Source organism: Kitasatospora sp. NPDC006697, assembly GCF_042869935.1.
Taxonomy (GTDB): Bacteria; Actinomycetota; Actinomycetes; order Streptomycetales; family Streptomycetaceae; genus Kitasatospora.
The window spans coordinates 30,771-54,570 of sequence record NZ_JBIAGU010000025.1; the positions used below are offsets into that span (position 1 = coordinate 30,771).

The window sequence follows — 23,800 nt, forward strand, 5'->3', positions numbered from 1 at the left end:
CGCCCCGGGGGACGCGGAACGCGATTGATGAGCAATACCACCCGAAAGAACTCCCGCCGCTACGTTCAACCATTGGGGGATGGTCGCTTTGTGCTCGTTCCATGACCCGGCGATGCCACCGGCGACGATTCCTGAGCTGTTCGAGCGCCAGGTCGCCGCGGCGCCGGACGCCGTGGCCCTGGTCTTCGGCGCCGAATCGCTGAGCTACCGCGAGGTCGACGCCCGGGCCAACCGGCTGGCCCGGTTCCTGATCGGCCGGGGCGTCGGCCCCGAGACGGTGGTCGGCGTGGCGCTGCGGCGCTCGCCCCAGCTCTGGGTGACCGTGCTCGCCGTGCTCAAGGCGGGCGGCGCCTACCTGCCGATGGACGCCGCCTACCCGGCCGACCGGCTGCGCTACATGGTCGAGGACTCGCGGGCCCGCCTGGTGCTGGCCGACTCGGTGACGTCGGGTCAACTGCCCGAGCTGGCCGCCCCGGTGCTGGAGCTGGACGCCCCGGAGACCGCGGCCGCGGTGGCCGCCGCCCCGGCCGGCCCGATCGGCGCCGCCGAGCGCAGCCGCCCCAACCGGGTCGCGCAGGCCGCCTACGTGATCTACACCTCCGGCTCCACCGGGCGCCCCAAGGGCGTGGCCGTCACCCACGGCGGCCTGGCCGCGCTGCTGGACACCCACTACGGCCGGCTCAAGGTCACCGCCGACAGCCGGGTGCTGCAGTTCGCCTCGCCGAGCTTCGACGCCTCGGTCTGGGAGATGTGCATGGGCCTGCTCTCCGGGGCGGCCCTGGTGCTGGCCGACAAGGAGCAGCTGGCCCCCGGCGAGCCGGTGGCCGAGACCATCGCCGCGCACGGCGTCACCCACGTGACGCTGCCGCCGCCGGTGCTGGCCGCCGTGCCGGCCGGCTCGCTGCAGAGCGTCGAGACCCTGGTGGTGGCCGGCGACGCCACCACCCCCGAGCTGGTCGCCACCTGGTCGGCCGGCCGCCGGATGATCAACGCCTACGGGCCGACCGAGACCACCGTCTGCGCCACCATGAGCGCCCCGCTGACCGGCGACGGCAAGGTCCCGCCGATCGGCCGGGCGATCACCGACACCGCCGTCTACGTGCTGGACGACGCGCTGCGGCCGGTGGCCCCCGGCGTGACCGGCGAGCTCTACGTCTCCGGCGCCTCGCTGGCCCGCGGCTACCTGGGCCGCCCCGACCTGTCCGCGCAGCGCTTCGTGGCCTGCCCGTTCGGCGCGCCCGGCGGGCGGATGTACCGCACCGGCGACCTGGTGGAGCCCACCCCCGACGGCGACCTGGTCTTCCACGGCCGGGCCGACACCCAGGTGAAGATCCGCGGCATCCGGATCGAGCCGCTGGAGATCGAGGCCGTGCTGAGCGCCCACCCCGGCGTCTCGGACGCCGCCGTGGTGGTCCGCGACGCCCGCGGCAGCCTGCAGCTGGTGGCCTACGTGGTGCCGGCCGGGCGCGGCGCGGGCAAGCCGGCCGGCGAGCAGCAGGGCACCGCGTACGGCAGCATCGCGCTGGACTCCGGCTTCGGCGCCGCCGACCTGCGCGCCTACGCCACCCAGCACCTGCCGGAGTCGATGGTCCCGGCCGCCTTCGTGCTGCTGGACCGGCTCCCGCTGACCCCCAACGGCAAGCTCGACAAGGCCGCCCTGCCGGAGCCCGAGTTCCGCGGCGAGGCCTACCGGGCGCCGCGCAGCCCGCAGGAGGAGCTGCTGGCCGAGCTCTTCGCCAAGGTGCTCGGACGCAACCAGGTCGGCATCGACGACGACTTCTTCGTGATCGGCGGCGACAGCATCATGTCGCTGCAGATCGCCGCCTTCGCCCGGGCCCAGGGCGTGATGGTCAGCGAGCGGCAGATCTTCGAACTGCGCACCGTCGCCCGGCTCGCCGAGGTCGCCACCGCCGCCGGCCCGGCCGGCCCGGTGCTCGAGGAGCTGGAGGGCGGCGGCACCGGCGAGCTGCCGCTGCTGCCGGTGGCGCGCTGGATCAAGAGCTGGGGGCCGGGCTTCGACCGGTTCCTCCAGGCCATGGTGCTGGAGCTGCCCGCCGGCATCGAGACGGCCCAACTCGCCGCCGTGGTAGGCGCGGTGCTGGACCGGCACGACATGCTGCGGGCCCGCCTGCTGGACGACGAGACCCTGGTGATCGGCCCGGCCGGCTCGGTGGAGCCCGGCTCGGTGCTGCGCGAGGTGGCCTGTGCCGGCGGCTGGGACGCACCCGAGGGCTCGGCCGAGGGCCGGGCCTGGCGCGAACTGCTGCTGGCCGAGCTGGAGGAGGCCGCGCAGCGGCTGGACCCGGCGGCCGGCGCGGTGGCCCGGTTCACCCGGTTCGCCGCCCCCGACGGCACCGGCCGGCTGCTGGTCGCCCTGCACCACCTGGTGGTGGACGGCGTCTCCTGGCGCATCCTCACCCCCGACCTGGCCGACGCCTGGCGCCAGGTGAGCGCCGGCCGGGCCCCCGAGCTCGCCCCGGCCGCCACCTCGATGCGCACCTGGGCGCACGCCCTGGCGGCCGAGGCCCGCACGCCGGCCCGGATCGAGGAGCTGGACCTCTGGGAGTCCATCGTCGAGCGCACCGAGCCGCTGCTCGGCGCCCGCCGGCTGGACCCGGCCACCGACGTGCGCGGCACCGTCCGCTCGGTCCAGGTCGAACTGCCGGTCCCGGTCACCGAGGCGCTGCTGACCACGCTGCCCGCGGCCTTCCACGGCGGTGTCAACGACGGCCTGCTGGCCGGCCTGGCGCTGGCGCTGGCCAAGTGGCGGCGCGACCGCGGCACCGAGCACCCCGCCGCGCTGGTCCGGCTGGAGGGCCACGGCCGCGAGGAGGGCGCCGCGCCCGGCGCCGACCTGTCCCGCACCGTCGGCTGGTTCACCAGCGCCTTCCCGGTCCGCCTCGACACCGCCGGGCTGGACCTGGACGAGGCCTTCGCCGGCGGCCGCGCCGCGGGCGAGGCCGTCAAGCGGGTCAAGGAGCACCTGCGCTCGCTGCCCGACAAGGGCATCGGCTACGGCCTGCTGCGCCACCTCAACCCGCAGACCGCCCCGGTGCTGGAGCGCTACCCGATCGGCCAGGTCGGCTTCAACTACCTGGGCCGGTTCTCGGCCGGCGCCGACATGCCGGAGCAGCTGCGCGGCCTCGGCTTCACCCAGGACCCGGTGGCCTCCGCCTGGCCCGAGCTGGCCGAGCTGGACGCCGCCCAGGACCCGCGGATGCCCGCCCCCGCCGAACTGGACATCAACGCCTCGGTCCGGGACACCCCGGCCGGCCCCCGGCTGGAGGCCGCCTTCAGCGCCCCCGAGGGCGTGCTCGACCCCGCCGCGGTGCGGGAGCTGGCCGAGCTGTGGTGCGCGGCGCTGACCGGGCTGGCCCGGCACGCGGCCGAGCCCGGCGCCGGCGGCCTGACCCCCTCGGACGTGCCGCTGGTGAAGGTCAAGCAGAGCGACCTGGACGAGTGGGCGGCCCGCTACCCGGGCCTGGCCGACGTCTGGCCCACCACCTCGCTCCAGTCCGGCCTGCTCTTCCACTCCACCCTGGAGGACTCCTCCTTCGACGCCTACCAGGTGCAGTACGCGCTGCACCTGGCCGGCCCGGTGGACCCGGAGCGGATGCGGGCCGCCGCCCAGGCGCTGCTGGAGCGCCACCCCAGCCTGCGCACCGCCTTCGTCCACGACGCCGACGGCGGCCTGGCGCAGCTGGTGCTGACCGGCCTGCGGATGCCCTGGACCGACCTCGACCTGAGCTCCCTCGGCGCGGCCGAGCGCGAGCAGGCCTTCGAGGAGTTCCTGGCCAAGGACCTGGCCACCACCTTCGACCAGGCCGCCCCGCCGCTGCTGCGGATGTCCCTGGTCCGGCTGGACGGGGAGCGCCACGAGCTGGTGCTGACCGCCCACCACGTGCTCTTCGACGGCTGGTCGGTCCCGCTGCTGATGCAGGACCTGCTGCGGCTCTACGGCTCGGCCGGCGACGCCTCGGCGCTGCCCCGGGTGCCGGACTACCGCGAGTTCCTGGCCTGGCTCTCCCGGCAGGACCGGGCCGAGTCGGCCCGGGTCTGGCAGGCGGAGCTGTCCGGCGTCACCGAGCCGACGCTGGTCGTGCGCCCCGACGAGGTCCCGCCGGCCGGCTCCGCCCGAGCGGCCGACGACGCGGTGATGAGCCAGGCCGACGTGCCGCTCGACCAGGAGACCGCCCGGGCGCTGCTGCGCAGCGCCGGTGAGCTGGGCGTCACCCTGAACACCGTGGTGCAGGGCGCCTGGGCGGTGCTGCTGGGCCAGCTGACCGGCCGTCAGGACGTGCTGTTCGCCTCCACCGTGGCCGGCCGGCCGCCGGAGCTGCCCGGGGTCGACGCGATGGTCGGCATGTTCCTCAACAGCCTGCCGGTCCGGGTGGGCTTCGGCCCCGGCGACCGGCTGGGCGAGGTGCTGGGCACGCTGCAGACCCGGCAGGCCGTGCTGAAGGACCACCAGCACCACGGGCTGAGCGAGATCCTGCGGGCGGTGGGCCTGGGCGAGCTGTTCGACAGCATCATCGGGTTCGAGTCCTTCCCGATGGACCGCTCCGGCATCGTCGAGGCCTCCCGGTCCGCCGGGATCGCGATCACCGGCATCCGCTCCTTCACCGCCAGCCACTACGCGCTGAGCGTGTTGGTCTTCATCGAGCCGGACGACATCCGGCTGACGGTGCAGTACCAGCGCTCGATGGTCGAGCCGGCCGTGGTGAAGGCGATCGCCGCCCGCTACGGCATGGTGCTGCGCCAGCTGGTCGCCGACCCGGCCCGGTTCGCGGGCACCGTGGACCTGCTGGAGCCCGCCGAGCGGGAGCGGCTGCTCGCGCCCGCCGCGGCGGCGGACGGCGCCGCGGCGACCGTGCCGGAGCTGTTCGACCGGGCGGGCCTCCCGGAGCTCGGCGAGCGGGCGGACCGGCTGGCCCGCGCGCTGGCCGGCCGCGGAGTCGGCGCCGAGACGCCGGTCGCCGTGGCCCTGCCGGCCGGCGAGGACCTGCCGGTCGCGCTGCTCGGCGTGCTGAAGTCGGGCGGCACCCTGGTGGCGCTCGACCCGGCCGACCCGGCCGGGCGGCAGGCCGCGGTGCTCGCGAGCACCCGGCCGCTGCTGCTGGTCACCGACCGGCCGGCCGCCGACGGCGCCACCCCGACCGCGGGCGTGGCGGAGCTGCTGGCCGAGGCCGGCGGCGCGGGCCGGCTGCCGGCCCCGCACCCCGACCACCTCGCCCTCCTCACCCACCCGACCGGGCTCTCCGTCACGGCACCCGCCGTCGGAACCACCCACCGCAACCTCGCCGGGCAGGTCGCGAGCCTGCCCGCCGGGGTGCCCGACTGGACCGCCGGCGTGCCGGTGGCGCGGCTGCTGGCCGCCGTGCTCTCCGGCGGGGCCGAGTCCGGCACCGCCTCAGAGCGGCCGGCCGGCCCGGTGCTGCCGCAGGGCCGGGCCTATCTGCTCGGCGCCGGCCTGGTGCCGGTGCCGCCCGGCGCCGTCGGCGAGCTCTACCTCGCGGGCGACGCCGTCGCCCGCGGCTACCCGGGGCACCCGGCGGACACCGCGCTGCGGTTCGTCGCCGACCCGTTCGGCCCGCCCGGGGCGCGGATGCTGCGCACCGGGGACCTGGCCCGCTGGAACCGCGCGGGGCAGCTCGAGCACCTGGGCCGCACCGACGCCCTGCTGACGGTCCGCGACCTGCGGATCGACCCGGCCGAGGTGGAGGCCGCGCTGGCCGCCCACCCGGCGGTGGCCCGGGCGGCCGTGCTGGTCCGCCCCGGCACCGACCAGCTCATCGCCTACCTGCAGCCCGCCGACCCGGCCGAGAACGCACTCGACGGCGCCGACGAGGACCTGCGCGCGCACACGGCCGCGCTGCTGCCCGCGGCCCTGGTCCCGTCCGCCTTCCTGGTGCTGGAGCGGCTGCCGCTGGCCCCGGACGGCGGGGTGGACCGCACGGCACTGCCCGATCCCGACACCGTCGGCATCGCCTACCGCGCACCGAGCACCCCCCAGGAGACCGCCCTGTGCGAGCTGCTGGCCGAGGTGCTGGGGGTGGAGCGGGTCGGCATGGACGACGACTTCTTCGCACTCGGTGGCAACTCCCTATCGGCTACTCGGCTGACCAGCCGGATCCGCAAGGTGCTCGGCGTGAGCGTGCCGTTGCGGGCGATCTTCGAGTCTCACGTCATCTCAGAAATTTCGAGCACGGTCAGGAACGCAGGCACGTCGAGCCGGCCTCGACTGCGCAAGATGGACAGGAGTGGACAGAAATGATCCCGTTGTCGTTCGCACAGCGTCGGCTGTGGTTCATCGACCGGTTCGAGGGCCCATCGGCGACGTACAACGTCCCCTTCCTCATGCGGTTGACCGGTGACCTGGACCAGGGCGCGCTGAGCGCCGCGGTGCGCGACGTGGTGGCGCGGCACGAGAGCCTGCGCACCCTGATCGCGATGAACGAGCACGGCGTGCCTTCGCAGCTGGTGCTCCCGGTCGAGCAGGCGCAGGTCGAGGTGCCGGTGCTCGAGGTGGCGCCCGAGGCGCTGGACGAGGCGATCGCCGAGGCCTCCCGGCACGCCTTCGACCTCGGTTCGGAGATCCCGGTCCGGGCCACCCTGCTGCGCTCGGGCGAGCGCGAGCACGTACTGGTGCTGCTGATCCACCACATCGCCGCCGACGGCGAGTCGATGCTGCCGCTCTCCCGCGACCTGGCCGCCGCCTACACCGCCCGGCACCGCGGCGAGGTCTCGCAGCAGCCCGAACTGCCGGTGCAGTACGTGGACTACACGCTCTGGCAGCGCGAGGTCCTGGGCGACGAGAACGACCCGGACAGCGTGGTCTCCGCCCAGGTCGGCTACTGGCGCGACGAGCTGGCCGGCGTGCCGCAGCCACTGCGGCTCTCCACCGACCGCCCGCGCCCGCCGGTCGCCAGCCACAAGGGCGACATGGTCGGCTTCCCGATCGACGCCGAGCTGCTGGCCCAGGTCGAGCGGACCGCGCGCGAGCGCGACATGTCCGTCCCGATGGTGCTGCAGGCGGCCCTGGCCGTGGTGCTCCAGCACCTGGGCGCCGGCTCCGACATCGCGATCGGCTCCACCGTGGCCGGCCGCACCGACGACGAGCTCCAGGACCTGGTCGGCTTCTTCGTCAACACCTGGGTGCTGCGCACCGACCTGACCGGCAGCCCGACCTTCGACCGGGTGCTGGAGCAGGTCCGGCAGAAGGCGCTGACCGCCTACGACAACCAGGACGCCCCGTTCGAGCACCTGGTCGAGGTGCTGAACCCGGAGCGCTCCACCGCCTACCACCCGCTCTTCCAGGTCATGTTCACCTGGGAGAGCGACGCCTGGATCGACCTGGAGCTGCCGGGCCTGGAGCAGGCCCGGCTCGAGGTGCTCTCCACCTCCAGCGCCAAGTTCGACCTGGAGTTCAACTACTTCTCGGACCCGGACGGCCCGGGCATGCTCTGCTACCTGGAGTACGCCACCGACCTGTTCGACGAGTCCACCGCGCAGTCCATCGTCGACCGCTACGTGCGGGTGATCCGCTCCGTGGTGGCCCGCCCGGACCAGCCGGTCGCGCTGGCCGAGATGCTCGAGGCCGACGAGCTGGACACCGTGCTGCACCGGTTCAACGACACCGCGCGCGAGCTGCCGCAGCTGACCGTCCCGCAGCTGTTCGCCCGTCAGGTCGCGGAGCGCCCGGACGCGGTGGCCGTCGAGTGCGAGGGCACCGTCCTCACCTACCGCGAGCTGGACGCCCGCGCCGACCGGCTGGCCGGCGTGCTCGCCGGTCTCGGCGTCGGCGCCGAGACCCCGGTCGGCGTGGCCGTGCAGCGCACCGCCGACCTGGTCACCTCGCTGCTCGCGGTGCTCAAGGCCGGCGGCGCCTACGTGCCGATCGACCCCAAGTACCCGAGCCGCCGCCTGGACTTCATCCTCGAGGACGCCGCGCCGCGGCTGATCCTGACCGACGGCCGCAGCGCCGACGTGCTGCCGCTGACCGGCATCGACCAGCTCTCGCTGGACGACCTGGACCTCGACGACGCCGCGCTGGACGCCGCCGCTCCGCAGGCCGCGCCGCTGCCCGGCCAGCTGGCGTACGTGATGTACACCTCCGGCTCCACCGGCACCCCCAAGGGCGTCGCCGTCACCCACGCCACCGTGCTCAACGACGTGCTGGGCCTGGCCGAGCAGGTCGGCATCACGGCCGGCACCCGGGTGCTGGCCGGCACCTCGATCAACTTCGACGTCTCGGTCTTCGAGCTCTTCGCCACCCTGACCGCCGGCGGCACCGTCGAGCTGGTCCGCGACGTGCTGGTGATCGGCGAGCGCGGCGGCTGGCGCGGCGGCGTGATCAGCACCGTGCCGTCGGTCTTCGCCGAGCTGCTGGACCAGGTCCACGGCAAGATCGAGGCCGACACCGTGGTCTTCGCCGGCGAGGCGCTGCCCGCCGCGCTGCTGGACCGGGTGCGCGCCGCGATCCCCGGCGTCCGGGTGGTCAACGGCTACGGCCAGACCGAGTCCTTCTACACCAGCACCTTCGCGCTCGCCGCCGACCAGGAGTTCACCGGCACCGGCGGCGCCCCGATCGGCTCCCCGCTCGGCAACATGCGCGCCTACGTGCTCGGCCCCGGCCTGCGCCCGGCCCCCGTCGGCGTGGTCGGCGAGCTGTACGTGGCGGGCCAGGTGGCCCGCGGCTACCGCGGCCGCCCGACCCTGACCGCCGACCGCTTCGTCGCCGACCCGTTCGGCCCGGCCGGCTCCCGGATGTACCGCACCGGCGACCTGGCCCGCTGGAACGAGCAGGGCCAGCTGGAGTACGCGGGCCGCGACGACGTCCAGATGAAGGTCCGCGGCTTCCGCATCGAGCCCGGCGAGGTCGAGGCGGCGCTGACCGCCCACCCCGGTGTCGCCAAGGCCGTGGTGACCGTCAAGGGCGGCCGCGGCGGCAGCCCGCAGCTGGTCGGCTACATCGTGCCGGTGGAGGCCGAGCAGAGCGGCCTCGGCAGCGTGAAGAGCCTGGGCGACCTCGACGTCGACCTCACCGTCACCCTCTCGGTGCGCGACCTGCGCCGCTTCGCCGCGAGCCGGCTGCCCGAGTTCATGGTCCCGGCCGTCTTCGTGCTGCTCGGCCGGCTGCCGCTGGCCCCCAACGGCAAGCTGGACCTGGCCGCGCTGCCCGAGCCGGACTTCTCCGGCGGCGAGTACCGCGCCCCGCGCAACCCGGTCGAGGAGGTGCTGACCGGCGTCTACGCCGAGGTGCTGGGCCTGGACCGGGTCGGCATCGACGACGACTTCTTCGGCATCGGCGGCGACTCGATCCGCTCCATCCAGGTGGTCTCCCGGGCCCGCGCCCAGGGCGTCGAGGTGACGCCGCGGCAGATCTTCGAGCACCGCAGCGCCGCCGAGCTGGCCACCGTCGCGCTGGTCGGCGAGACCGGCGGCGGCCCGGTGCTGGCGGAGCTGGCGGACGGCGGCCTCGGCCACCAGCCGCTGCTGCCGATCGGCCACTGGCTGGGCGAGCTCGGCGCCGGCGCCGACCGGTTCGCCATGTCCCAGGTCCTCGACCTGCCGCAGGGCATCGACCTGGCCGGCCTGACCGCCACCCTGTCCGCGGTGCTGGACCACCACGACATCCTGCGTTCGCGCCTGGTCACCGAGGGCGAGGGCGGCCTGCTGGTCGCCCCGGCCGGCTCGGTGGACACCGCCGCGCTGATCCGCCGGGTCGAGACCGACGGCAGCTGGGACGCGCAGTGGCGCGAGCTGGCCACCGCCGAGCTCAACGCCGCCACCGGCCGGCTGGACGCCGAGGCCGGCGTGATGGCCCAGTTCGTCTGGTTCGCCGCCGCGAACGGCACCGGCCGCCTGATCGTGGTGCTGCACCACTTCGTGGTGGACGGCGTCTCCTGGCGCATCCTGCTGCCGGACCTCGCCACCGCCTGGGAGCAGGTCCGCGACGGCCGCGAGATCGAGCTGCCCCCGGTCGCCACCTCGGCCCGCCGCTGGGCGCACGCCCTGGTCGAGCAGGCCACCGCCCCCGAGCGGCTGGCCGAACTGCCGCTCTGGCGCTCGGTGGTCTCCGGCCCCGACCCGCTGCTCGGCAGCCGCCCGCTGGACCCGGCCGTCGACACCGTCGACACCGTCGAGCACACCTGGCTGACCCTGCCGGCCGGCGTCACCGAGACCCTGCTGACCACGCTGCCCGCCGCCTACCGCGGCGGCGTCAACGACGGCCTGCTGGCCGCCCTCGCGCTGGCCCTCGCCGCCTGGCGCCGCTCGCGCGGCATCGAGGAGTCCTCGGCGCTGGTCCGCCTGGAGGGCCACGGCCGCGAGGAGCAGGTGGCGCCCGGCGCCGACCTGTCGCGCACCGTCGGCTGGTTCACCAGCATGTTCCCGGTCCGCCTGGACCTCGCCGGGATCGACCTGGACGAGGCGCTGGCGGGCGGCGCCGCCGCCGGCAGCGCCGTCAAGGCGGTCAAGGAGCAGCTGCTCGCGCTGCCCGACAAGGGCATCGGCTACGGCCTGCTGCGCCACCTCAACCCGGACACCTCCGCGGTGCTGCGCCGGTACCCGACCGGCCAGATCGGCTTCAACTACCTGGGCCGCTTCTCCGCCACCGACGTACCCGAGCACCTGCGCGGCCTGGGCTTCACCCGCTCCGAGGGCACCACCGACCTGATCGGCGACCTCGACCCGCGGATGGCCGCGCTCTCCACCCTGGACGTCAACGCGCTGGTCGCCGACACCGAGCGGGGCCCGGAGCTGACCGCCCGGCTGGCCTTCCCGGCCGGCCTGCTCAGCCTCGCCGAGGTCGAGGAGCTGGCCGGCCTGTGGCGCACCGCGCTGCTCGCCCTGGCCCAGCACGCCACCGCCCCGTCGGCCGGCGTGCTCACCCCCTCCGACGTGCCGCTGGTCCCGGTGACCCAGGGCGACCTGGACAACTGGTCCGACCAGTACGCGGGCCTGGCCGACGTCTGGCCGCTCACCACCATGCAGTCCGGCCTGCTCTTCCACGCCGAGCTGTCCGGCTCCACCTTCGACGCCTACCAGATGCAGCTGGTCTTCCACCTGGCCGGCGAGGTCGACCCGGCCCGGATGCGGGCCGCCGGCCAGGCGCTGCTCGACCGGTACGACAGCCTGCGCGCCGCCTTCGTCTTCGACGCGGCCGGCGACCGGGTGCAGCTGGTGCAGAAGCAGGTCCAGCTGCCCTGGCAGTACCTGGACCTCAGCGGCTTCGGCGAGACCGGGCAGAAGGCGGCGCTGCGCCGCTTCCTGACCGAGGACCACAACACCCACTTCGACCTGGCCAAGGCCCCGCTGGTGCGGATGTCCCTGGTGATGCTGGCCCCCGACCGCTGGGAGCTGGTCTTCACCGCGCACCACGTGCTCTTCGACGGCTGGTCGGTCCCGCTGCTGATGCAGGACCTGCTGCGGCTCTACGGCGCGGCCGGTGACGCCTCGGTGCTGCCGAAGGCGCACAACTACCGCGACTTCCTGGTCTGGCTCAACCGGCAGGACCGCGCCGAGTCGGACCGGGCCTGGGCGGAGGAGCTGGCCGGCCTGGAGGCGCCCACCCTGCTGGTGCCCAACCAGCACGCCGGGGCCGCCCCGGAGGGCATCGGCCAGATCGACATCCCGCTCAGCGCCGACGACGCCCGCGAGCTGGGCCGCCGCGCCGCCGAGCTGGGCCTCACCCTCAACACCCTGGTGCAGGGCGCCTGGGCGCTGCTGCTCGGCGGCCTGACCGGCCGTCAGGACGTGGTCTTCGGCGCCACCGTCTCCGGCCGCCCGCCGGTGGTCCCCGGGGTCGACGGCATGATCGGCCTCTTCATCAACACCCTGCCGGTCCGGGTCGACTGCGGCCCGACCACCACCCTGCGCGGGATGCTCACCGATCTGCAGAACCGGCAGAGCGCCCTGCTCGACCACCACCACCAGGGCCTGCTGGACATCCACCGCTCGACCGGCCTGAACATCCTGTTCGACACCCTGGTCGGCTTCGAGTCCTACCCGATCGACGGCGTCGCGCTGACCGAGGCCAACTCGGCCGCCGGCATCTCGATCACCGGCATCAGCCCGCTCTCCGGCGCGCACTACCCGATGGTCGTGATGGCCTTCGCCGAGCCGCACCTGCGGGTCGCGCTGCAGTACCAGCACCACCTCTTCGACCCGGAGACGGTGCGCGGCTACACCGAGCGGTTCGCCCGGATCCTGCAGCAGCTGGTCACCGACCCGGACGCCACCGTCGGCGAGGTCGAGCTGCTGGAGAGCGCCGACCTGGACCTGGTGCTGCGCCGGTTCAACGACACCGCCGTCGAGGCCCCGCAGGGCACCGTCGCCGAGCTGTTCGCCGCGCAGGCCGCCGCCACCCCCGAGGCCCCCGCGGTCGCCGCCGGCGACCTGGTGCTGAGCTACCGCGAGCTGGACGGCCGGGCCAACCGGCTGGCCCAGGTGCTCGCCGCGCAGGGCGTGGGCCGGGAGTCGGTCGTGGGCGTGGCCCTGCCGCGCTCCGCGGAGCAGGTCGTCGCGCTGCTCGCGGTGCTGAAGGCCGGCGCCGCCTACCTGCCGGTGGACCCGGACTACCCGGCCGAGCGCATCGAGTTCATGCTGCGCGACGCCGAGCCCGCGGTGCTGCTGACCGACACCGAGACCGCCGACAAGCTGCCCGCGGACGCCCGCCTGCTGGTGCTGGACGCCCCGGAGACCGCCGAGGCCGTGCGCACCGCCGCGGACCTGGCCCCGGCCACCGCCGCCGGCAGCCCGGAGCAGCTCGCCTACGTGATGTACACCTCCGGCTCCACCGGTCTGCCCAAGGGCGTCGGCGTCACCCACCGGGCCGTCACCGGCCTGGCCACCGACCGCCGTTACCGCAACGGTGCGCACGCCCGGGTGCTGGTGCACTCGCCGCAGTCCTTCGACGCCTCCACCTACGAGCTGTGGGCGCCGCTGCTGGGCGGCGGCACGGCCGTGGTCGCGCCGGCCGGCAAGCTGGACGCGGCCGCGCTGACCGCGCTGATCGCCGAGCAGCGGATCACCGCGCTCTGGCTCACCGCGGGCCTCTTCAAGGTGATCGCCGACGAGAACCCGGAGGCGATCGCCGGCGTCCGCGAGGTGTGGACCGGTGGCGACGTGGTCTCCCCGGCCTCGGTCGCCCGCGCCCTGGAGGCCAACCCCGGCCTGACCGTGGTCGACGGCTACGGCCCGACCGAGACCACCACCTTCGCCACCTGCCACCCGATGGCCTCGGTCGCCGAGGTCGGCGAGTCGATCCCGATCGGCCGCCCGATGGACAACATGCGGGTGTACGTGCTCGACGCGGGCCTGCGCCCGGTGCTGCCCGGCGTGGCCGGCGAGCTCTACATCGCGGGCGCCGGCCTGGCCCGCGGCTACGCCCACCGACCAGGCCTGACCGCCGAGCGGTTCGTGGCCTCGCCGTTCGGCGCGGCCGGCGAGCGGATGTACCGCACCGGCGACGTGGTCGCCTGGACCCCGGAGGGCACCCTGGCCTTCCGCGGCCGCGCGGACTCCCAGGTCAAGATCCGCGGCTTCCGGATCGAGCCCGCCGAGGTCGAGGCCGCCCTGGTCTCCCACCCCGGCGTGGCCCAGGCCGTGGTCACCTGGAACGAGGACCGCTCGGGCGAGCGCCGCCTGGTCGGCTACGTGGTGCCCAAGGCCGACGCCGTCGAGGAGCTGGACGCCGCCACCGGCGGCGCCGAGGAGCAGATCGACGAGTGGGAGCTGATCTACGACGACCTCTACGCGGAGACCAGGACCGCGTGGGGCGAGGACTTCAACGGCTGGAACTCCAGCTACTACGGCGGTCAGCCGATCGAGCTGGACCAGATGGCCGAGTGGCGCGACGCCGCGGTGGCGCAGATGATGCGCTGGCAGCCGAGCCGGATCATGGAGATCGGTGTCGGCACCGGTCTGCTGATGTCCCAGGTGCTCGGCCGGGTGGACGAGTACTGGGCCACCGACATGTCGGGCCCCGTCGTCGAGCGCCTGCGGGTCCAGGTCGAGCAGGCCGGCCACGCCGACAAGGTGCACCTGCAGCACCAGAACGGTGACGACCTGTCGGGCCTGCCCCGCGACCACTTCGACCTGGTGGTCATCAACTCCGTCATCCAGTACTTCCCGAGCGCGGAGTACCTGGACGAGGTGCTGGCCGGCGCGCTGGAGCTGCTGCGCCCCGGCGGCCGGATCCTGGTCGGCGACGTCCGCAACGCCGCCACCCTGCGGCTCTTCCGCTCCGGCGTGCAGCGGGCGCTGCACCCCGAGGCCGCCCCGTCGGTGAGCCGGGCCGCGGTGGCCCGCGCGATCCTGATGGACAAGGAGCTCGTGCTCGACCCCGAGTGGTTCTCCCAGTGGGCCGAGCGGCACGGCGCCGGCGGCGTCGAGATCCGGCTGAAGGCCGGCCGCGCGCACAACGAGCTGACCCGGCACCGCTACGAGGTCGTGCTGCACAAGGCCCCCGCGGCCGCGGTGCAGGTGGCCGAGGCGCCGGTGCTGCGCTGGGGCCGCCAGGTCGACGACCTGGTCGGGCTGGCCGAGCTGGTCCGCTCGCACGGCGACACCCCGGTCCGGATCACCCGGATCCCCAACGGCCGGCTGGCCGACGAGGTCGAGGCCGCGGTCTCGATGGGCGTCATCACGGCGCCCGCCGCCGCCGGCCCGGTGGTCGAGCCCGAGGACCTGCGCGCCTTCGCCGCCGAGCAGGGCTGGGGCCTGGTGCTCAGCTGGTCGGCCGCGGCCGACGAGTGCTTCGACGCGGTGGTCTTCCCGGCCGGCCTGGCGGACGACCAGGCGGTCAGCGGCTCCTTCGTGCCCTCCCGCCGGACCGACCGGGTGCTGGCCAACGTGCCCGCCGCGGCCGGCCGGATCGGCACCCTGGTCGGCGCGCTGCGCGGCTACCTGAAGGGCCGGCTGCCCGAGCACCTGGTGCCCTCCACCGTGGTGGCGATCGCCGAGGTGCCGCTCACCCCGAACGGCAAGCTGGACCAGAAGGCGCTGCCCGCGCCGGACTTCGCCGGCGCCGCCACCGGCCGGGCCCCGCGCACCCCGCAGGAAGAGGCGCTGTGCGGCCTGTTCGCGGCGGTGCTCGGCCTGGACCGGGTCGGCATCGACGACAACTTCTTCACCCTGGGCGGCCACTCGCTGCTCGCCACCCGCCTGGTCAGCCGGATCCGCTCGGTGCTCGGCGTCGAACTGCCGATCCGGGTGGTCTTCGAGGCCCCGACCGTGGTGGAGCTGGTCGCGCACCTGAGCGCCGGTGCCGCGGTGCGCGCCCCGCTGCGCCGGGCGGCCGAGCGGCCCGAGTCGCTGCCGCTGTCCTACGCGCAGCGCCGGCTCTGGTTCATCGACAAGTTCGAGGGCCCGTCCTCGACCTACAACGCGCCGTTCCCGCTGCGCCTGACCGGCGAGCTGGACCGGACCGCGCTGCGGGCCGCGCTGGCCGACGTGGTGGTCCGGCACGAGAGCCTGCGCACCCTGATCGTCGAGGGCGCCGACGGCGTCCCGGCGCAGGTGGTGCTGCCGGCCGAGCAGGTCTACCTGGAGCTGCCGGTGGTCGAGGTGCCCCAGGGCGGACTGGACGACGCGATGGCCGCGGCCGCCGCGCACCCGTTCGACCTGGCCGCGGAGATCCCGGTCCGGGTCACCCTGCTGAAGATCAGCGAGCAGGAGCACATCCTGGTCCTGCTGATCCACCACATCGCCAGCGACGGCTCCTCGATGGCCCCGCTGGCCCGCGACCTGGCCACCGCCTACGCGGTGCGCAAGGAGGGCGCGGCCCCGCAGTGGGCCGAACTGCCGGTGCAGTACGCCGACTACACCCTCTGGCAGCGCGAGGTGCTGGGCGAGGAGGAGGACGAGGGCAGCCTGCTGGCGGCCCAGGTCCGCTACTGGCGCGAGGAGCTGGCCGGCGTGCCGCAGCCGCTGCGGCTGCCCACCGACCGACCACGCCCCGCCTCCGCCTCGCACCGCGGCTCCGCGGTCGAGTTCGCGCTCGACCCGGCCACCGCCACCGCCGTCGAGGAGCTGGCCCAGCGCCACGGCGCGACCGCCTCGATGGTGCTGCAGGCCGCGCTGGCCGTGCTGCTGCACGGACTCGGCGGCGGCGACGACCTGACGATCGGCTCGCCGATCGCCAACCGCACCGACGAGGCGCTGGCCGAGCTGGTCGGCTTCTTCGTCAACACCTGGGTGCTGCGCACCGACCTGTCCGGCAACCCGGCCTTCGGCGAGCTGCTGGAGCAGGTCCGCGGCAAGTCGCTGGCCGCCTACGACAACCAGGACGTGCCGTTCGAGCGCCTGGTCGAGGTGCTCAACCCGGAGCGCTCCACCGCCTACTCGCCGCTCTTCCAGGTGATGTTCGCCTGGCAGAACTTCGCCCGGAAGGACTTCGCGCTGCCGGGCCTCCAGGTGGAGTTCGAGCGGGTGCGCACCGAGACCGCCAAGTTCGACCTGTTCTTCAACATGGCCGACCTGCCGGGCATGGGCGTGGTGGGTCTGCTGGAGTACGCCACCGACCTCTTCGACCGCGCGACGGCCGAGGCGATCGCCCAGCGCTTCGTGCGCCTGGTGGGCGTGCTGGCCACCGAGCCGGAGCGCGGCATCGCCACCGTCGAGCTGGTGGAGGCGGCCGAGCGGGAGCTGGTGCTGCACGGCTTCAACGCCACCGCCGCCGAGACCCCCGAGCTGACGCTGCCCCAGCTGTTCGAGCAGCGGGCCGCGGCCACCCCGGACGCGGTCGCGCTGGTCACCGAGGGCGAGGAGCTGACCTACCGCCAGCTGGACGAGCGGGCCGACGCGCTGGCCCGCGCGCTGGCCGGCCGCGGGGTCGGCGCGGAGTCCGTGGTGGGCATCGCCCTGCCGCGCTCCGCCGACCTGGTGGTGGCCCTGCTGGGTGTGCTGAAGGCCGGCGGCGCCTACCTGCCGATCGACCCGAAGTACCCGAGCAGCCGCCTGGCGCACATCGTCGCCGACGCCCGCCCGCACCTGGTGCTCACCGACGCGGCCAGCGCCCACGTGCTGCCGCAGGACGGCGCCGAGCGGGTGCTGCTCGCCGACCTGGCCGGCGAGGCCGGCGCCGAGCCGGCCGCCGTGCGGCCGGACAACGCCGCCTACGTGATGTACACCTCCGGCTCCACCGGCCTGCCCAAGGGCGTGGCCGTCACCCACCGCAACCTGGTCAACGGCCTGCTCCGGCTGGCCGGCACGGTCGGCATCACCGCCGCCACCCGGACCTTGGCCGGCGCCTCGATCAACTTCGACGTCTCGGTCTTCGAGGTCTTCACCACCCTGACCGCCGGCGGCACCGTCGAGCTGGCCCGGGACGTGCTGGTGATCGGCGAGCGCGGCGGCTGGAGCGGCGGCGTGATCAGCACCGTGCCGTCGGTCTTCGCCGACCTGCTGGAGCAGACCACCGGCACCATCGCCGCCGACACCGTGGTCTTCGCCGGCGAGGCGCTGCCCGCCGCCCTGGTGCGCCGGGTCCGCGAGGCGATCCCCGGCGTCACGGTGGTCAACGCCTACGGCCAGACCGAGTCCTTCTACGCCAGCGCCTTCGCGCTGGCGGCGGGCGAGGAATGGACCGGTGCGCACACCGCGCCGGTCGGCGCCCCGCTCGGCAACATGCGGGCCTACGTGCTCGGCGCCGGCCTGGTGCCGGTGCCGGTGGGCGCGGTCGGCGAGCTGTACGTGGCGGGCGAGGTGGCCCGCGGCTACCACGGCCGCGCCGCGCTGACCGCCGAGCGCTTCCTCGCCGACCCGTACGGTCCGGCCGGCTCGCGGATGTACCGCACCGGCGACCTGGCCCGCTGGAACGCCCAGGGCCAGCTGGAGTACGTCGGCCGCGGCGACGCGCAGCTGAAGGTCCACGGGTTCCGCATCGAACCCGGCGAGATCGAGGCCGCGCTGACCGCGCACCCCGGCATCGAGCAGGCGGTGGTGGCGGCCCAGGCCGTCCCCGGCGGCGGCTCGCGGCTGGTCGGCTACGTCGTCCTCGGCGGCCTGGACTCGGGCGGCGAGGTCGACGCCCAGGGCCGCTTCGAGGCCGACATGACCGCCGGTGTCACCATGCGCGAGCTGCGCAGGTTCGTCACCGGCCGGCTGCCGGAGTTCATGGTCCCCTCGGTCCTGGTGCCGCTGGACCGGCTGCCGCTGGCCCCCAACGGCAAGCTGGACCGGGCCGCGCTGCCCGCCCCGGACTTCACCGGCGAGACCTACCGGGCCCCGCGCAGCCGGGCCGAGGAGGTGCTGGCGGAGGTCTTCTCCGAGGTGCTGGCGGTGGACCGGGTCGGCATCGACGACGACTTCTTCGCCATCGGCGGCGACTCGATCCGCTCCATCCAGATCGTCTCGCGGGCCAAGGCCCAGGGTGTCGTGGTCAACGCCCGGCAGATCTTCGAGCTGCGCACGGTGGCCGAGCTGGCCGCCGCCGCGGGCAGCCAGGACCTCGGTCCGGTGCTGGCCGAGCTCGAGGGCGGTGGCACCGGCGAGATGCCGCTGCCGCCGATCGCCAAGTACATGCTGGAGCTGGGCGCCAGCTTCAACCGGTTCTCCATGTCGGCGGTGCTCGACCTGCCGACCGGGATCGACGAGGCCGGCCTGACCGCAGTGCTCGCCGCGGTGCTGGACCGCCACGACATCCTGCGCTCGCGCCTGGTGCTGGCCGGCGAGGGCAGCCTGGAGATCTCCGCCCCCGGCACGGTCGACCCGGCCGCGCTGCTGCACCGGGTGGACTGGGACGGCGCCTTCGACGCCGCCTGGCTGGAGTCGGCCAAGGCCGAACTGGACGCCGCCACCGGCCGGCTGGACCCGGCCGCCGGCACCATGGCCCAGTTCACCTGGTTCGCCGGCCCGGACGGCGCCGGCCGCCTGATCGTGGTGCTGCACCACCTGGTGGTCGACGGTGTCTCCTGGCGCATCCTGGTGCCGGACTTCGCCGCGGCCTGGGAGCAGATCAGCGCGGGCTCGCCCGCGAACCTGCCGGCCGTCGGCACCTCGGCCCGCCGCTGGGCGCACGCCCTGCGGGACGAGGCCTCCGACCCGGACCGGATCGCCGAGCTCTCCAAGTGGTCCGAGCTGCTGGACGGCGACGACCCGCTGCTCGGCTCCCGCCCGCTGAACCCGGCGGTGGACGTGATGTCCACGGTCGACGCGGTCTCCCTGGAGCTCTCCGGGGAGGTCACCGAGGCGCTGCTGACGGCGGTGCCCACCGCCTTCCACGGCGGCGTCAACGACGGCCTGCTGGCCGGTCTCGCGCTCGCCGTCTCGCAGTGGCGCGCCGACCGGGGCGTGCAGCAGTCCTCGACCCTGATCAAGCTGGAGGGCCACGGCCGCGAGGAGCAGGTCGTGCCCGGCGCCGACCTGTCCCGCACGGTCGGCTGGTTCACCAGCCTCTTCCCGGTCCGCCTGGACGTGGCCGGGTTCGACCTGGCCGAGGCGCTGGCCGGCGGCGCGGCCGCGGGCGGCGTGGTCAAGGCGGTCAAGGAGCAGCTGCTCGCGATCGACGACAAGGGCGTCGGCTACGGCCTGCTGCGCTACCTCAACCCGTCCACCGCCGCCGACCTGGACTGGCGCGCGACCCCGCAGATCTCGTTCAACTACCTGGGACGGGTGGCCGCGGGCGACCCGGCCGACGGCGGCGCGGGCTGGACCCTGGCCGCCGACGCGCTGGGCCTGGCCGCCGAGCTGGACGCCGACATGCCGGCGCTGGCCACGGTCGAGGTGAGCGCCTACGTCACCGACACCGCGCAGGGCCCGCGCCTGACCGCCCGGGTCGCCTTCCCGACCGGCCTGCTCTCCCGCGAGGAGGCGCAGCAGCTGACCGGCCTGTTCGGCACCGCCCTGGAGGGCATCGCCCGGCACGCCGCACAGCCCGGCGCCGGCGGTCTGACCCCGTCGGACCTGCCGCTGGTGACGATGGCCCAGGCCGAGATCGAGTCCTGGGAGCAGCAGTACCCGTCGCTGACCGACATCTGGCCGCTCACCCCGCTGCAGTTCGGTCTGCTCTTCGAGACCATGCGGCTGGAGCAGCACGAGTTCGACGCGCACATCGTCCAGGTGGCCTTCCACGTCCAGGGCGAGATCGACCCGGCCCGGATGCGGCTGGCGGCCCAGGGCCTGCTGGACCGCTACGACACCCTGCGCACCGCCTTCGTCACCGGCGCCAGCGGCGACCTGACCCAGCTGGTGCTCAAGGACGTCGAGCTGCCCTGGCGGGTGGTCGACCTGCGCGAGCTGGACGACGCGGCCCGGGACGCGGCGCTGGAGGAGGTGCTGCGCGAGGACCACTTCGCCCACTTCGACCCGGCGAAGCCGCCGATGCTGCGGGCCAGCCTGGTCCGGCTCGGCGAGGACAACTCCGAGCTGGTCCTGACGGTCCACCACGCCATCTTCGACGGCTGGTCGTTCCCGATCCTGGTCCGCGACCTGGCCCAGCTGTACGCGGCCGAGGGCGTGTCGGCCGGGATGCCGCGGGTGCCCGACTACCAGGAGTTCCTGCGCTGGCTGGCGCGCCGCGACGACGACGCGGCCGCGGCGGCCTGGACCAAGGAGATGGAGGGCGTCAGCGAGCCCACCATGCTGGCCACCGAGGAGCTGGCCGAGACCGAGGCCCGGGTGGGCCAGGTCGACGTGCCGCTCCCGCTGGAGGAGGCCCAGGCGCTGAAGCGGCGGGCCGCCGAGCTCGGGGTGTCGATGAGCACCCTGGTCCAGGGTGTCTGGTCGGTGATCATCGGCCAGCTGACCGGGCGTCAGGACGTCATCTTCGGCACCACCGTGTCGGGCCGTCCGCCGGAGGTGGCGGGCGTCGACCAGATGGTCGGCCTGTTCGTCAACTCGCTGCCCATCCGGGCCGAGTTCGCGCCCAGCGACACCCTCGCCGACGTGCTGCGGCACCTGCAGCGGCGGCAGACCGCGCTGCTGGACCACCACCACTACGGCCTGCACCGCATCCAGCGGGGCACCGGCCTCAAGGAGCTGTTCAACACCATCGTGCTGTTCCAGTCCTTCCCGGTGGACCGGGAGGGCATCGGTGCGGCCAACACCGCGGCGGGCCTGTCGTTCAGCGGCATCCGCCCGTCGGCCGGCGCCGCCTACCTGGTGGGCCTGGCGGCCGACGCCGAGCCGTACCTGCGGATGATCCTGCAGTACCAGCGCCGGGACATCAGCCCCGAGCGGGTGCAGGCGATCGCCGACCGGGTGCTGTACGTGATGCGCCAGCTGGTCGCCGACCCGCAGATCCCGGTGGGCGCGCTGGACGTGCTCGGCGCGGCCGAGCGCGAGCAGCTGCTGGCGGCCTTCAACGACACCGCCGTGGAGAGCCCGAAGCTGACCCTGCCGGAGCTGTTCGAGCGGCAGGCCGCCCGGACCCCGGACGCGGTCGCGGTGCACTTCGAGGACCGGACCGTCAGCTACGCCGAGCTGGACGCCCGGGCGAACCGGCTGGCCCGGGCCCTGGCGGCCCGCGGGGTCGGCGCGGAGACCGTGGTGGGTGTGTCGCTGCGGCGCTCGCCCGAGTGGTGCGTGGCGGTGCTCGCGGTGATGAAGGCCGGCGGCGCCTACCTGCCGCTGGACCCGAAGTACCCGGCCGACCGGCTCACCTACATGGTCGAGGACTCCTCGACCAGGCTGATCCTGGTCGACGCGGACACCGCCGACCAGCTGCCGGAGCTGCCGGCGGACACCCTGCGGCTGGACGACGCGGAGTTCGCGGCGGCCACCGCGGAGCTGGACGCCACCGCGCTGACCGGCGCGGACCGGGCGCTCACCCTGGCCAACGCGGCCTACGTGATCTACACCTCCGGCTCCACCGGCCAGCCCAAGGGCGTGGCGGTCACCCACACCGGCATCATCAACATGGTCTCGGTGATGACCGAGCGGATGGCGGTCGACTCGGACAGCCGGGTGCTGCAGTTCGCCTCGCCGAGCTTCGACATCTCGGTCGGCGAGATGTGCATGTCGCTGCTGGCCGGCGGCGCGCTGGTGATCGCCGAGCCCGACAAGATCACCCCCGGTGCCCCGCTCGCCGAGACCGCGGACACCTACGGCGTGACCCACGCGATCCTCACGCCCACCGTGCTCAGCGCCATGCCGGCCGGCTCCTTCGGCTCGGTGCGGTCGCTGATGGTGGCCGGCGAGGCCGCCTCGCCGGAGCTGGTGGCCACCTGGTCGGCCGGCCGCCGGATGTTCAACGGCTACGGCCCGACCGAGACCACGGTCGGCGCCACCATGGGCGAGCTGACCGCCGGACAGCCGGTCACCATCGGCCGCCCGCTGCCCAACACCCGGGCGTACGTGCTGGACACCGCGCTGCGGCCGGTGCTGCCGGGCGTGGCCGGCGAGCTGTACGTGGCGGGCGCGGGCGTGACCCGCGGCTACCTCGGCCGCTCCGGCCTGACCGCCACCCGCTTCGTGGCCTGCCCGTTCGGCGAGCCCGGCGAGCGGATGTACCGCACCGGCGACGTGGTCGCCTGGACCGCGGACGGCGAGCTGGAGTTCCGCGGCCGCGCGGACAGCCAGATCAAGATCCGCGGCTTCCGGGTCGAGCTCGGCGAGATCGAGGCCGCGCTGCTGGCCCGGGAGGACGTCGAGCAGGCCGTGGTGATCGCCCGCGACAACCGCAACGGCGACAAGCAGCTGGTGGCCTACGTGATCCCGGCCCAGGGCGCGAGCCCGAACGCCGAGGAGCTGCGCAAGGCGCTCGGCGAGCGCCTGCCGGAGCACATGGTGCCGGCGGCCTTCGTCACCCTGGAGCGGCTGCCGCTCACCCCGAACGGCAAGCTGGACCGCAACGCGCTGCCGGACCCGGAGTACTCCGGTGCCAAGTACCGCGCGCCGCGCAACCCGCTGGAGGCCAAGCTCGCGGAGCTGTTCGCCGAGGCCCTGGAGCTGGAGCAGGTCGGCATCGACGACGACTTCTTCGACCTGGGCGGCCACTCGCTGCGCGTCACCAAGCTGATCAGCCGGATCCGGGCCTCGCTCGGCATCAAGGTGCCGATCCGCGTGATGTTCAGCAACACCACGGTGGCCAAGCTCTCCGCGCACCTGGAGTCGAAGACGGCCAGTCAGCTGCCGGTCTTCAGCGACCCGTTCGCGGCGGTGCTGCCGATGCGGACCGAGGGCACCAAGTCGCCGCTCTGGTTCATCCACCCCGGTGTCGGCCTGTGCTGGTCCTACGTGGGCCTCGCCCAGCTGCTCGGCGACCGTCCGGTGCGCGGCATCCAGGCCCGCGGCTTCGACGGCAACGGCCGGGCCGAGTCGACCCAGGAGATGCTGGACGACTACCTGCGCCAGATCCTCGAGATCCAGCCGGAGGGCCCGTACCTCTTCGTCGGCCACTCCACGGGCGGCACCTACGCCCACGCGATCGCCGCCGAGCTGGAGCGGCTGGGCCACCGGGTCGAGCTGCTGGCCCTGCTGGACTGCCCGCCGGCCAGCTGGTTCCGCAACATCGAGGACCCGGTGAACATGCCGGAGGTCCGGGAGTTCTTCACGGAGTTCTTCATCGGCTCCGGGGTGGACGAGGACCGCGAGGCGCTGGTGGAGAACGGCAGCCAGCTCTTCAAGGCGCACTCGGAAATGCTGCTGGAGTACGACTCGCCGGTCTTCAACGGCGACGTGGTGTTCTTCAACGCCACCCAGAACCCGGACGAGTCCTACGCCGGCGTCTGGGCCCCGCACATCGGCGGCACGATCCACCACTACGACATCGACGCCACCCACATGGGCCTGCCCAAGGCCCAGCCGGCGGCCGAGATCGCCCGCATCATCAACCTCCACCTCGAGGGGAACTGAG

Annotated in this window: 2 protein-coding genes; both read left to right on the plus strand. The window is 74.4% G+C overall.

Annotated features, from left to right (window positions below):
- Positions 1-112 precede the first annotated feature (112 nt).
- Complete coding sequence (locus ACFYNO_RS29060) at positions 113-6,274, plus strand: amino acid adenylation domain-containing protein (protein ID WP_388018927.1); 6,162 nt, start codon at positions 113-115, stop codon at positions 6,272-6,274.
- Positions 6,271-23,799: an amino acid adenylation domain-containing protein gene (locus ACFYNO_RS29065; RefSeq protein ID WP_388018930.1), complete on the plus strand. Its 17,529-nt coding sequence runs from the start codon at positions 6,271-6,273 to the stop codon at positions 23,797-23,799. Before ACFYNO_RS29060 ends, ACFYNO_RS29065 begins: the two co-directional genes overlap by 4 nt.
- Position 23,800 lies beyond the last annotated feature (1 nt).